A 12,883-nucleotide genomic window follows, 5' to 3' on the forward strand; every position below is an offset into this window, starting at 1 on the left:
GCGCGGGAGCACTGCTCAGCGGCCGGGGCGCCGCGTCAAGGACCGGGCACCGCGCCCGGACCGCCGACCACCGCATCCGGCGCGGGCACCGGCGGCGCGTCCGGCACCGGGACAGGAGCCGGGGCGCCCGGTGCGGGCGCCGGCGCCGGGAACCGGCCGTCCTGACCCGGGGCACCCGGCAGGGGCCCACGCACGGCGTCCGGCACAGTCCCGCCCGTGGCGTCCGGCACGGTCCCGCCCGCGGCCTCCGGCTCCTCGCCCGGCGGAACGACCGCCCGGAGCCGCACCCCGCGTTCGGCGAGCCAGCGCGCCGGGTCGACGCCCGAGCCCAGGTGGGGCGTCAGCCGCGTCTCGAAGTGCAGGTGGGGGCCGGTGGAGTTGCCGGTCGTGCCGGCCTGCCCGATCCACTGCCCGGGCCGGACCCTCTCGCCCGCCTCCACGGCCGCCGAGGCCAGGTGCGCGTACTGCGAGTACCAGCCGTCGTCGTGGCCGACGACCACCTCGATCCCGAAGCCCCCGCCGCAGGACACCCGCACCACCCGCCCGGCGCCCACCGCCCGCACGGGCGTGCCGATGGGCACGGCGAAGTCCTGGCCGGTGTGCCGGCGGGCCCAGCGTTCGCCCGCGCTGTCGAAGCCCGCGGAGAGCGCGTACGCCGCGACCGGCGCGACCCACCGGGCGCCGGGCGGCGGGCCGCCGGGCTGCTCGATCCGCACCGCGCCCCGGCAGCTGCCCGCGGCGGCGCTGCGGTTCGCCTCCGCCTGGAGCCGCCACTGCGCCTCCTCCAGCCGGGTCGCGATGCCCTGCTTGATGCGGTCGAGCCGGGCGACGCGCAGGTCGAGCTCGTGCCGGGCGCTGTTGGCCGCGCCCTCCGCGACGGCGAGCCGCGCCTCCGCCCGGCGGGAGCTGTCGAGCAGCCGGCTCACCGCCGCCTCGGCCTGCGCGGCGAGCTGCTGACCGCGCATCAGCTGGTCGGGGTCGCGCGCGAGCAGCAGCCGGGCGGTGTGGGTGAGCGAGCCGCCCTCGCGGTACTGCGCCCGGGCGACGCCGCCCACGCGCTCGTGCAGCGCGGCGAGTTCGCGCCGGTGCCCGGTCAGCCGCCGCTCCAGGGCCGCCGCCTTCACGCGCTGGGCCTCGGCGGCCCGCCGGCCCCGCTCGTACGAGGCGACCGCCCGCGAGGCCTCCTGGTACAGACGGGCGACCTCCGGACCGATGCTCGGCCCGTCGGAGGCGACCGCCGGGCGCGCCCCGAGCAGGCACAGCGCGAGCAGCGCGACCAGCAGCGGCACCGCGCGGGGCCGGCGGTCGTATGAGTTGCGCATGGTCGGATCGTCACCCCGCGCCGGCCCGATTCCCGGCAGCACACGGGGGTCGTACGGCCGGACGGCCTACGAACATCCGACGATCGGCCCGCCGCACCCGCACGGCGCCCTCCGCTACAGCGGGGCCTGCCACACCACCGTCGTACCGCCGCCGTCCTCGCCGAGACCCGGCCCGCACCAGCTCGCGCCGCCGAGCGACTCCGCTCGCCGGGCCAGGTTCCGCAGCCCGCTGCGCCGGCCGCCCTCGGGGATGCCGACCCCGTCGTCCGCGACGGACAGCCGGACGCCGGGCGTCCCGTCCTCCAGGGCGGCGGTCGCGTCCACGACGACCTCGATCCGGGTCGCCTCCGCGTGCCGGAAGGCGTTGGAGAGCGCCTCGCGCAGCGCCGCCACGAGGTTCTTGCCGGTGAGCTCGCCGACCGTCGTGTCGACCGGGCCGAGGAAGCGGTGGGCGGGCTTGAAGCCCAGCGGCACCGCGGCCATGTTGATCTCCCGCAGCACCCGGGTGCGCAGCCCGGCCGGGGCCTCGGCGGGCCCCTGCTGGAGCGCGAAGATCGCGGTGCGGATCTCCTGGATGGTGACGTCGAGTGCGTCGACCGCCTTGCCGACGCCCTGGCGCACGGCCGGCACGGCCGACGTGCGCTGAGCGCTCTCCAGCATCATCCCCGTGGCGAACAGCCGCTGGATGACGAGGTCGTGGAGGTCGCGGGCGATGCGGTCGCGGTCCTCGTAGACGGCGAGCCGCTCCCGGTCGCGCTGCGCCTCGGCCATCATCAGCGCGAGGGCGGCCTGCGAGGCGAACTGGGTGGCGAGGGTGCGCTCCGCCTCGGTGAAGGGGCGGGCGCCGCGCGCCCGGGGCGTGGCGAGCGCGCCGAGCACCCGCCCGCCGCTCTGCAGCGGCAGCAGCATGCTGGGCCCGTACGCGACGGCGACCCGGCTCAGCATGCGCGCGTCGGCGGCGGCGTCGCCGACGAACACCGCCTCGCCCGCGAGCAGCCGCTGCACGACCGGGCTCTCCGGCGGGATCACGATGCCGAGGGCGAGGCCGGGCCGGTCGGCAGCGACGGCGACGATCTCCAGGCCGCCCTCCTCGGCGGGCAGCAGCACGATGCCGGCAGCCGCGTCGGCGAGCCGCCGGGCCTGCTCGGCGACGACGGTGAGCGCGTCGTCCGCGTCGCCGCCGGAGAGCAGGGCCGTGGTGACGGCGACGGAGCCGTCGATCCAGCGCTCCCGCTGCCGGGCGGCCTCGTAGAGGCGGGCGTTGCCGATGGCGATGCCCGCCTCGGTGGCGAGCACCCGGACGATGTCCACGTCGTCGTCGGTGAACTCTCCGCCGCCCTTCTTCTCGGCGAGGTAGAGGGTGCCGAAGACCTCGCCCTGGACGCGGATGGGGACGCCGAGGAAGCCCCGCATCGGCGGGTGGCCCGGCGGGAGGCCCGCGGAGCGCGGGTCGGCGGCCGGATCGGCGAGGCGGATGGTCTGCGGGTCCCGGATCAGCGCGCCGAGCAGTCCGGCCTGCCCGTCGGGCCGTCGGCCGATCCGGTCGGCGGTCTCCTCGGTGACGCCGTGGGTGACGAAGTCGGAGAGGCCCTCGCCCTCCTCGTCGACGACGCCGATCGCCGCGTAGCGGGCGTCGGTGAGTTCGGCGGCGGTCGCGCAGATGCGGTCCAGGGTGGAGTGCAGCTCCAGGCCGGTCCCGACGGACCGCATGGCCTCCAGGAGCTGCGGGACGCGCGCCGTCAGTTCGGTGGACAGGCCCTGGAGGCTGCGGGTGGCCTGGGTGGCGGCGTCGAGCGGGTCCGGGGCGTCGGGCACGGTCATGACCCCGAGCGTAGTTAGTCCGTTTTGCCAGGGAAAGCCAGAGTCTCGGTGTGCCGGGGGTGGGCCGTCAGCCACGCCGCGGGTGGGCTGTGAGCCGTGCCGGGGACGGCTGTCAGGCATGTCGGGGGTGGGCCGTCAGCCGCGCCTCAGGAGCAGTTCGGTCGCCCGCTCGCGCTCCAGCATCGTCCGCAGCGGCCCCTCGGCGGCGGCCAGCTCCGCGTACGGCCCGCGCTGCACGGTCCGGCCCTCGTCCAGGACCACCACCTCGTCCACGGCGTCCAGGCCGCGCAGCCGGTGGGTGATGAGGACGGTCGTCCGGCCCTCGGTGACCTGGAGCAGGTCGTCGGTGAGCGCGTCCGCCGTGGCCAGGTCCAGGTGCTCGGCGGGCTCGTCGAGCACGAGGACGGGGAAGTCGGCGAGCAGGGCGCGGGCGAGCGCCAGCCGCTGCCGCTGACCGCCGGAGAGCCGGGCGCCGTGCTCCCCGACGAGCGTGTCCAGGCCCTCGGGCAGTCCGTCGACCCAGTCGAGCAGCCGGGCCCGGTCGAGCGCGGCGCGCAGTTCGTCGTCGCCGGCGCCGGGACGGGCGAGCCGCAGGTTCTCCCTGAGGGTGCTGTCGAAGGTGTGCGCGTCCTGGGCGCAGAGGCCGACGAGACGGCGGACGTCGTCCCCGTCGAGCGCGTCCGCGGCGGTGCCGCCGAGCCGGTACGTGCCGGCGCGTGCGTCCAGGAAGCGCAGCAGCACCTGCGCGAGCGTGGTCTTGCCGGAGCCCGAGGGGCCCACGACCGCGACCCGGCGGCCGGCCTCCAGGGTGAGCGCGAAGTCGTCGAGGGCGTCCCGCTCCTGACCGGCGTACCGGGCGCTGAGCCCCTGGAGGACCAGCGGGAAGGGGCTGTCCGGCGCGGCGGCCGGGGTCGTCGGCTCGTGGACCGGCACCGGTGCGTCGAGGACCTCCTGCACGCGCTCGGCGCTCCGCTTGACCCGCTGCCGGTACTGGACGGCCAGCGGCAGCCCGTTCACCGCCTCGAACGCGGCGAGCGGCGTGAGGACGAGGGCCGCGAGCGCGACGCCGTCGAGCCGCCCGTCCCGGACGCCCTGGACGCCGACGACGGCCGCGGCCGCCACGGTCAGCCCGCACGCCAGCGCGGTGAGGCCGGCGCTCAGCGCCGTGACCGCGGCCTGCCGGGAGGCGATCGAGGTGAGGGAGCGGTCCGCGCGGGCGGCCCGGTCGAGCCGGTCGCGCAGCGCCCCGGCGACGGTCAGCTCGGCGCAGCCGCGCAGCAGGTCGGCGACGGCGGTCGCGAGCGCACCGCGCGCGGGCGCGAGCCGGTCCTCGGCGCGCCGGGCGAGCACCCCGCCGAGGAACGGCACGGCCAGACCGGCGGCCAGCAGGCCCACCGCGAGCACCGCGCCGGCCTCGGGCAGCAGCCAGGCGGTGAACCCGACGGAGCCCGCGCCGACCAGCAGCGCGGCACCGGCCGGGAGCAGCCAGCGGAGCCAGTAGTCCTGGAGCGCGTCGACGTCCTGGACGAGCCGGGACAGCAGGTCGCCGCGCCGGGTGCGGCGCAGTCCGGCGGGGGCGATGCGCTCCAGCCGGCGGTAGACGGAGACGCGGAGTTCGGCGAGCATCCGCAGGACGGCGTCGTGCGAGACGAGCCGCTCGGCGTACCGGAAGACGGCCCGGCCGATGCCGAACGCGCGCGTCGCGGTGACGGCGACCATCAGGTACAGCACGGGCGGCTGTTCGGAGGCGCGCGAGATGAGCCAGCCCGACACCGCCATGAGGCCCACGGCGGAGCCGAGCGCCAGCGTCCCGAGCAGCAGGGCGAGACCGAGCCGGCCGCGCAGTTCCCCACCCATGCGCCGTACACGGGCGAGCGGGGAGGTTCGCGGCCCGCCCTGCGGCGGCACGTCGGTGCCGCCGGTCGTGCGGCCCGCGTCCAGGGCCGGTACGGCTCCGGCGGCCGACGGCACCTGCGCGGCGGCACCGTCGTGCGGGGCGCCCGCGGGCCGCGAGCCGGCGGGAGCGTCCTCGCCCGGCTCGGCCGGGGCCCCGTCGCCGGACGGCAGGACGCCGGTCCAGGCCGTCTCCACCCCCGCCTGATTCCCGGGCCGGACAGCGGCGGGGGCGTCCGCCGGGGCGGCCTGCGCACCCCGCAGCTCGACCACGCGGTCCGCGACCGCCAGCAGCGCCGGGCGGTGAACGACCAGCAGCACCGTACGGCCCTCCGCCAGGCGGCGGACCGAGTCGACCACGGACGCCTCGGTCGCGCCGTCCAATGCCGCCGTCGGCTCGTCGAGGAGCAGCAGCGGGCGGTCCGCGAGGAAGGCCCGCGCCAGGGCGAGCCGCTGCCGCTGGCCCGCCGAGAGCCCCGCGCCGTCCTCGCCGAGGACCGTCTCGGCGCCGGCCGGGAGCCCGGCCACGAACTCCCCGGCGCCCGCCTCCCCCAGGGCCTGCGCGACCGCCGCGTCGTCGGCGTCCGGCCGCGCGAGCCGGACGTTCTCGGCGATCGTCCCTGCGAAGAAGTACGGCCGCTGTGGCACCCAGGCGATCCGCTCGCGCCAGGCCTCCAGGTCCAGCGATCCGAGTTCGGCGCCCCCGACCCGTACCGAACCGCCGTCCGGCTCCGGGGTCGTGAAGCCCAGGAGCACGTCGAGCAGGGTGGACTTGCCGGCCCCGCTCGGCCCGACCAGCGCCACCGTCTCGCCGGGCTCCAGAACCAGCGAGGCCGCGTCGAGCGAGGGCTCCGTCCGTCCCTCGTGCCGCACGGTGACGTTCGTCAGCTCGATCCGCGGAACACCCCCACCGGAGGCGGCAACGGCCGTACCGGTGGCGGGAACCGCCACCCCGCCGCCCGTCCGAACCGGCGTCTCCAGGACCGCGAAGATCTCCTCCGCGGCCGCGAGTCCCTCCGCCGCCGCGTGGTACTGCGCGCCGACCTGGCGGATCGGCAGGTACGCCTCGGGCGCGAGCACGAGGATGACGAGCCCGGTGTACAGGTCGAGGCCGCCGTGGACGAGGCGCATGCCGATGGTGACGGCGACCAGGGCCACGGAGAGCGTGGAGAGCAGTTCGAGCGCGAAGGAGGAGAGGAAGGCGATCCGCAGCGTCCGCACGGTGGCCTGCCGGTACTCGGAGGTGATCGCGCGGATCGACTCGGCCTGGGCCTTAGCCCGGCCGAAGACCTTGAGCGTCGGCAGTCCCGCGACCACGTCGAGGAAGTGCCCGGAGAGCCGGGAGAGCAGCTTCCACTGCCGGTCCATCCGAGCCTGCGTCGCCCAGCCGATGAGCACCATGAAGACCGGGATCAGCGGCAGGGTGACGACGATGATCGCCGCCGACACCCAGTCCTCGGTGACGATCCGCGCGAGCACCGCCACCGGCACCACGACGGCGAGGCCGAGCTGCGGGAGATAGCGCGCGAAGTAGTCGTCCAGGGCGTCCACCCCGCGGGTCGCCAGGGCCACCAGCGAGCCGGCCTTCTGACCGCTGAGCCAGCCCGGCCCGAGCGCCGCCGCCCGGTCGAGCAGCCGCCCGCGCAGCTCGGACTTGACCGCCGCGCTGGCGCGGTGGGCGGCGAGTTCGGTCAGCCAGGAGACCAGCGACCGGCCCACAGCCACGCCCGCGAGCAGCAGCAGCGGCGTCCGGAGGGAGGAAACCGACAGGCCCTGCTCGAAAGCCCCCACCACGACCTCGGCGATCAGCATCGCCTGGGCGACGACCAGCGCCGCCCCGACCAGGCCGAGCGCCACCACGGCCGCCAGGAAGAAGCGGGTGGCCCGGGCGTAGCGGAGCAGACGCGGGTCGATCGGTTTCACGTGAAACATCCCTCGCTAGTGGAGCTAGTGGGCGATGTGCAGGTGCACCTGGTGGGCGATGCGCAGGTGCACCTGGTGGCGGTGTACAGGTGCCCTCAGTGGGCGATGTGCTGGGTCCCGATCCGCTTGCGGAAGACCCAGTACGTCCAGGACTGGTAGGCGAGCACCAGCGGCGTCGCGATCGCCGCACACCACGTCATGATCTTCAGCGTGTACGGGCTCGACGACGCGTTGGTGACCGTCAGGCTCCAGTCCGGGTCGAGCGTGGACGGCATGACGTTCGGGAAGAGCGTCAGGAACAGCATCGCAACCGCCGCGGCGATGGTGACACCCGAGAGCGCGAACGACCATCCCTCACGCCCGGCCTTGATCGCCCCGATCGCACCGACCAGCGCGATCACCGCCACCAGCATCGCGGCCAGGCTCCCGAGGCCGCCCTTGTCGAGCTGGGTCCACCCCAGGAAGACCACCGCGACCGCCGCCGTCGCCACGCCGAGCTTCAGCGCCAGGGAGCGCGCCCGCTGCCTTATCTCCCCGACCGTCTTGAGCGCGGCGAACACCGCGCCGTGGAAGGTGAAGAGGGCGAGGGTGACCAGGCCGCCGAGCAGGGCGTACGGGTTGAGCAGGTCCCCGAGGCCGCCGACGTACTCGTGCTGGGCGTCGAGCTTCACGCCGCGCACGATGTTGCCGAAGGCGACGCCCCACAGGAAGGCCGGGAGCAGCGAGGTCCAGAAGATGGCCTCCTCCCAGTTGCGCTGCCAGTTCTGCTCGGGCCGCTTGGCGCGGTACTCGAAGGCGACGCCGCGCACGATCAGGCAGACCAGGATCAGCAGCAGCGGCAGGTAGAAGCCGGAGAACAGCGTCGCGTACCACTCGGGGAACGCGGCGAAGGTCGCTCCGCCGGCCGTCAGCAGCCACACCTCGTTGCCGTCCCAGACGGGTCCGATGGTGTTGATCAGGACCCGCTTCTCGGGACGGTCGCGGGCGAGCAGCTTGGTGAGGACACCGATCCCGAAGTCGAAGCCCTCCAGGAAGAAGTAGCCGGTCCAGAGGACGGCGATCAGGATGAACCAGACGTCGTGGAGTTCCATGACTCGTTCTCCTCTGCCTCAGTACGAGAAGGCCATGGGCCGGTCGGGGTCGCGCTTGTCGTGGCCGCCGATGGTGGTGGGCGGGTTGAGGTCGTCCTCCGTGAGCTCCGGGGGACCGGCCTTGACGTACTTCACCATCAGCCGGACCTCGATCACCGCGAGGATCGCGTAGAGCAGGGTGAAGACGGTCATCGAGGTGAGCACCTCGGCCTGGGAGACCCCGGGGGAGACCGCGTCACGGGTGCGCAGCACGCCGTAGACGACCCACGGCTGGCGGCCCATCTCGGTGAAGATCCAGCCCCAGGAGTTGGCGATCAGCGGGAAGAGCATGGTCCACAGCGCCACGAGCCAGTACCACTTCGTGAACCGCGGGCTGAGCGCCTTGTTCCGGAAGAGCACGAGGTGCGGCACCTCGTCCTCGCCGGTCCGCAGGTGCGGCGGCAGCAGGAACCTCTTGCGGGTCAGCCAGAGACCGAGCATGCCGATGCCGAGCGAGGCCATGCCGAAGCCGATCATCCAGCGGAAGCCCCAGTAGGCGACCGGGATGTTGGGCCGGTAGTCGCCGGGCCCGAACTTCTCCTGCTCGGCCTTGTTGACGTCGTTGATGCCGGGGACGAACGACTCGAAGTCGTCGTTGGCCAGGAAGGACAGCAGGCCCGGGATCTCTATGGCGACCTTGTTGTGGCCCTTGTCGACATCGCCGTAGGCGAAGATCGAGAACGGAGCCGGCGCCTCGCCGTCCCAGAGCGCCTCGGCGGCGGCCATCTTCATCGGCTGCTGCTTGAACATGACCTTGCCGAGCAGGTCACCGCTGACGGCCGTGCCCATGCCGGCGATGATCAGCGTGATCAGGCCGATGCGCAGCGAGGACCGCATCACCGGCACGTGCTTCCGGCGGGCCAGGTGGAAGGCGGAGATGCCGACCATGAAGGCCCCGCCGACGAGGAACGCCGCGGTCATGGTGTGGAAGAACTGGGTGAGCGCGGTGTTCTGGGTGAGCACCAGCCAGAAGTCGGTGAGCTCGGCCCGGCCGCGCTCCTCGTTGATGCGGTACCCGACGGGGTGCTGCATCCAGGAGTTCGCCGCGAGGATGAAGTACGCGGAGAGGATCGTGCCGAGCGAGACCATCCACATGCAGGCGAGGTGGATCTTCTTCGGCAGCTTGTCCCAGCCGAAGATCCAGAGCCCGATGAAGGTGGACTCGAAGAAGAACGCGATCAGCGCCTCGAAGGCGAGCGGCGCGCCGAAGACATCGCCGACGAAGCGCGAGTAGTCGGACCAGTTCATGCCGAACTGGAACTCCTGCACGATGCCGGTGACGACGCCCATGGCGATGTTGATCAGGAAGAGCTTGCCCCAGAACTTGGTCGCCCTGAGGTACTTCTCCTTGCCCGTGCGGACCCAGGCGGTCTGGATGCCGGCCGTCAGGGCGGCCAGCGAGATCGTCAGGGGAACGAACAGGAAGTGGTAGACGGTCGTGATGCCGAACTGCCAACGCGCCAATGTCTCGGGCGCCAAAGCTAGGTTCACGTCTGCTCCTTACTCGACGTGGTCACAGCGGGCAGTCTGCCTGGCGGGTTCCTCCCAAATGGGGGGAAGCAGGACACGCTTGTGAACGCGTTCACATTCACAAGCAATTATGGCTCATGCGAAATCCGTACGTCAGACCGGGGGTCCCCTACTCGAAGGTCACCCCTTCCCGGGGCCTTCAACATATTGTTGAATCGAGGGCATGACCCTTCAGATCCGCATCTCCTGGCCCGCCGGTCACACCACGGCCACCATCGACGAAACCCCCACGAGCACAGCGCTCGTGGGGGCTCTCCCTCTGGTCTCCACCGCCCGCACCTGGGGCGAGGAGGTCTACTTCGACACTCCGGTCTCCGCCGCGCTCGAGACCGAGGCACGGCAGGTCGTCGAGCCGGGCACGGTGGCCTTCTGGACGGAGGGCGACGCACTCGCCCTCCCCTACGGCCCGACGCCGATATCCCGCGGCGAGGAATGCCGGCTCGCCAGTCCCTGCAACCTGCTCGGCGCCCTCGACGGCGACCCGCGGATCCTGGCCTCCGTCCGGGACGGCGACCCGATCCGCGTGGAACTCGTCACACGCTGAGCAGCGGGTTCCCTCGCAGGCCAGCCCTCATGGCGGAACTGCGCCTCTCGCGGGACTCAGCCCTCCCGACGGAATTCAGCTCTCCTTGCGGAAACCCTCCGCCACCTTGAGGAAGACGTCGTTCGCCTCGCACTCGCCGATGGTGACGCGCACGCCCTCGCCCGCGAACGGCCGCACGACCACGCCGTGCCGCTCGCACTCCGCCGCGAAGTCCACGGTCCGCTCGCCGAGCCGCAGCCAGACGAAGTTCGCCTGGGTGTCCGGCACGGTCCAGCCCTGGGCCACCAGCCCCGCGTGGACCCGCTCACGCTCCGCCACCAGCGAGCCCACCCGGCCGAGCAGCTCGTCCTCGGCCCGCAGCGAGGCCACCGCCGCGTCCTGCGCCAGCTGGCTCACGCCGAACGGCACCGCCGTCTTGCGCAGCGCGGCCGCCACCGGCTCGTGGGCGATCGCGAAGCCCACCCGCAGGCCGGCCAGGCCGTACGCCTTCGAGAAGGTGCGCAGCACGGCCACGTTCGGCCGGTCGCGGTAGAGCTCGACACCGTCCGGGATGTCGGCGTCCCGGACGAACTCGCGATACGCCTCGTCGAGCACGACCAGGACGTCGGAGGGCACCCGGTCCAGGAAGCGCTCCAGCTCCGCCCGGCGCACCGCGGTGCCGGTGGGGTTGTTGGGGTTGCAGACGAAGATCAGCCGCGTCCGGTCGGTGATCGCCTCGGCCATGGCGTCGAGGTCGTGCACATCGCCGTCGGTCAGCGGGACCTGCACCGAGGTCGCGCCGCTGATCTGCGTGATGATCGGGTACGCCTCGAAGGACCGCCAGGCGTAGATCACCTCGTCGCCGGGGCCGGAGGTGGCCTGCAGCAGCTGCTGGGCCACGCCGACCGAGCCGGTGCCCGTGGCGAGGTGCGACACCGGGACGCCGAAGCGGTCCGCGAGCTCGTTCATCAGGCCCGTGCAGGCCATGTCGGGGTAACGGTTGAAGTTCGCGGCCGCGGCCACGGCGCTCTCCATGACGCCCGGCAGCGGCGGGTACGGGTTCTCGTTGGAGGACAGCTTGAAGGCCACCGGGCCACCCGCGGCGGCCGGCTTGCCCGGCTTGTAGGTGGGGATGGTCTCCAGCTCGGCGCGCAGCCGGGGCCCGCCCGCGTTCGTTCCGCTGGGGCTGGTCTCGCTCACTGTGGTCCTCCTCGACCGTCCGTACCGCCAATACTCCTCACCTTATGAGGATTCGCCTCCGCTGAGGAGGGGCGACCGAGGGGAACCTCGGACCGGCGGGGCCGGCGCCCGGGTGCCGGGCAGGGACTCCGGAAACCTGGGGGGAGCGCGCGAAACCATGGCGAGCGCCGGTGGCGAGCGCCGTGGCGCGCATCCCCCGTAGAGGTGAGTTGAGACCTCTTCGAGACCTGCGCCCCTTACCAGGCACATACAGGGTGACAGCCGCAGCTCCCATGGCGAAACCCCAAACACCCTTGCTTTTCTTGGGTGTTACCGGTTCTCGACCATGCAGAAACGTGCCTGTCAACGCTTGCATATGCGACCGGCTCTACCCGCTCGCCTCGCCCTACTATCGGCTCGCCATGACAGCAGCAGGGAAGCACCAGGTGAGCCGGGCACAGACCCGGGGAAGCCGGCAGGGCCGGGCAGGCATCCGGGACGTGGCCGCCGCCGCCGGGGTCTCCATCACGACTGTCTCCGACGCGCTCAACGGCAAGGGCCGGCTCCCGGACGCCACCCGCCGCCACGTCCGCGAAGTCGCCGACCGACTGGGCTACCGCCCATCAGCAGCGGCCCGCACCCTCCGTACCGGAAAGTCCGGCCTCATCGGCCTGACCGTCACCACCTACGGGGATGAACCTTTCACCTTCACCGAATTCGCCTACTTCGCCGAAATGGCCAGAGCCGCCACCTCCGCCGCACTCGCCCGCGGATACGCCCTGGTCATCCTCCCCGCCACCAGCCGACACGACGTCTGGTCCAACGTCGCCCTCGACGGCACCGTCGTCATCGACCCCTCCGACCACGACCCCGTCGTCACCGAACTCGTCCGCCAAGGCCTCCCCGTCGTCTCCGACGGACGCCCCGCCGGCACCCTCCCCGTCACCGCCTGGGTCGACAACGACCACGAAGCCGCCGTCCTCGACCTCCTCGACCACCTCGCCGCCGCCGGCGCCCGCCGCATCGGCCTCCTCACCGGCACCACCACCGACACCTACACCCGACTCTCCACCCAGGCCTACCTCCACTGGTGCAACCGCGTCGGACAGGACCCCGTCTACGAGGCCTACCCCGCACACGACCCCTGCGCCGGAGCCGTCGCCGCCGACCGCCTCCTCGCCCGACCCGACCGACCCGACGCCGTCTACGGACTCTTCGACCCCAACGGCACCGACCTCCTCGCCGCCGCCAGACGCTACGGACTCCGCGTCCCCGACGACCTCCTCCTCGTCTGCTGCAGCGAATCCACCGTCTACGCCACCACCGAACCCCCCATCACCACCCTCTCCCTCAAACCCCGCCGCATCGGCACCGCCGTCGTCCAACTCCTCATCGACGCCATCGAAGGGATCGACACGGACGGACCGGTCGAGCAGGTGATACCGACGGAGTTGATCGTCCGGACGTCGTCGCAGCGGCGCTCGCCCCGGACGACGGTCAGCCCGCCCCGGTCGCCCGCGCAGGACTAGACCTTCCCAATTGGGGCGAAACAACCGGTGAAC

The 12,883-nt window shown here is 73.2% G+C and carries 8 protein-coding genes and 1 pseudogene; 2 read left to right on the forward strand and 7 right to left on the reverse strand.

Features of this window, described 5'->3' with window-relative positions; genetic code table 11:
• Positions 1-35: 35 nt before the first annotated feature.
• From ACNJ93_RS15565 to ACNJ93_RS15590, 6 genes and pseudogenes are all read right to left on the reverse strand, one after another.
• Positions 36-1,322: a peptidoglycan DD-metalloendopeptidase family protein gene (locus ACNJ93_RS15565; protein ID WP_418958008.1), complete on the reverse strand. Its 1,287-nt coding sequence runs from the start codon at positions 1,320-1,322 to the stop codon at positions 36-38.
• A 114-nt stretch (positions 1,323-1,436) separates the two neighbouring features.
• Positions 1,437-3,143 carry a GAF domain-containing sensor histidine kinase gene (locus ACNJ93_RS15570; protein ID WP_418958009.1) on the reverse strand — a complete coding sequence of 569 codons (1,707 nt, stop codon included), beginning with the start codon at positions 3,141-3,143 and terminating at the stop codon, positions 1,437-1,439.
• Between the two features lie 135 nt (positions 3,144-3,278).
• Complete coding sequence (gene cydC / locus ACNJ93_RS15575) at positions 3,279-5,000, reverse strand: thiol reductant ABC exporter subunit CydC (protein WP_418961418.1); 1,722 nt, start codon at positions 4,998-5,000, stop codon at positions 3,279-3,281.
• 357 nt (positions 5,001-5,357) lie between these two features.
• A pseudogene (gene cydD, locus ACNJ93_RS15580) lies at positions 5,358-6,968 on the reverse strand (thiol reductant ABC exporter subunit CydD); the annotation flags it as partial.
• 86 nt (positions 6,969-7,054) lie between these two features.
• Positions 7,055-8,050: a cytochrome d ubiquinol oxidase subunit II gene (cydB, locus tag ACNJ93_RS15585; protein ID WP_418958010.1), complete on the reverse strand. Its 996-nt coding sequence runs from the start codon at positions 8,048-8,050 to the stop codon at positions 7,055-7,057.
• 18 nt (positions 8,051-8,068) lie between these two features.
• Entirely contained in the window at positions 8,069-9,580 is a 1,512-nt protein-coding gene (locus tag ACNJ93_RS15590; protein WP_418958011.1) for a cytochrome ubiquinol oxidase subunit I, read from the reverse strand.
• A 202-nt stretch (positions 9,581-9,782) separates the two neighbouring features.
• On the opposite strand from ACNJ93_RS15590, the gene ACNJ93_RS15595 reads away from it, so the two are divergent.
• The gene (locus tag ACNJ93_RS15595) at positions 9,783-10,163 is read left to right on the forward strand and encodes a cyclophilin-like fold protein (protein ID WP_418958012.1); all 381 of its coding nucleotides are present in this window, start codon (positions 9,783-9,785) and stop codon (positions 10,161-10,163) included.
• Positions 10,164-10,238: 75 nt separating this feature from the next.
• Here ACNJ93_RS15595 and hisC read toward each other — a convergent pair whose 3' ends face one another.
• Complete coding sequence (gene hisC / locus ACNJ93_RS15600) at positions 10,239-11,342, reverse strand: histidinol-phosphate transaminase (RefSeq protein WP_418958013.1); 1,104 nt, start codon at positions 11,340-11,342, stop codon at positions 10,239-10,241.
• Between the two features lie 401 nt (positions 11,343-11,743).
• Here hisC and ACNJ93_RS15605 point away from each other — a divergent pair, with 401 nt between their 5' ends.
• Positions 11,744-12,850, forward strand: coding sequence for a LacI family DNA-binding transcriptional regulator (locus ACNJ93_RS15605; protein ID WP_418958014.1), 1,107 nt, complete (start codon positions 11,744-11,746; stop codon positions 12,848-12,850).
• Positions 12,851-12,883 lie beyond the last annotated feature (33 nt).

This window comes from Streptomyces tritici (assembly GCF_048500665.1).
Taxonomy (GTDB): domain Bacteria; phylum Actinomycetota; class Actinomycetes; order Streptomycetales; family Streptomycetaceae; genus Streptomyces; species Streptomyces tritici.

Excerpts from the sequence above, each read along its gene's own strand:
- ACNJ93_RS15565 (WP_418958008.1), bottom strand. The coding sequence starts at position 1,322 with ATGCGCAACTCATACGACCGCCGGCCCCGCGCGGTGCCGCTGCTGGTC.
- ACNJ93_RS15570 (WP_418958009.1), bottom strand. The coding sequence starts at position 3,143 with ATGACCGTGCCCGACGCCCCGGACCCGCTCGACGCCGCCACCCAGGCC.
- ACNJ93_RS15595 (WP_418958012.1), top strand. The coding sequence starts at position 9,783 with ATGACCCTTCAGATCCGCATCTCCTGGCCCGCCGGTCACACCACGGCC.
- cydC (WP_418961418.1), bottom strand. The coding sequence starts at position 5,000 with ATGGGTGGGGAACTGCGCGGCCGGCTCGGTCTCGCCCTGCTGCTCGGG.
- cydB (WP_418958010.1), bottom strand. The coding sequence starts at position 8,050 with ATGGAACTCCACGACGTCTGGTTCATCCTGATCGCCGTCCTCTGGACC.
- ACNJ93_RS15605 (WP_418958014.1), top strand. The coding sequence starts at position 11,744 with ATGACAGCAGCAGGGAAGCACCAGGTGAGCCGGGCACAGACCCGGGGA.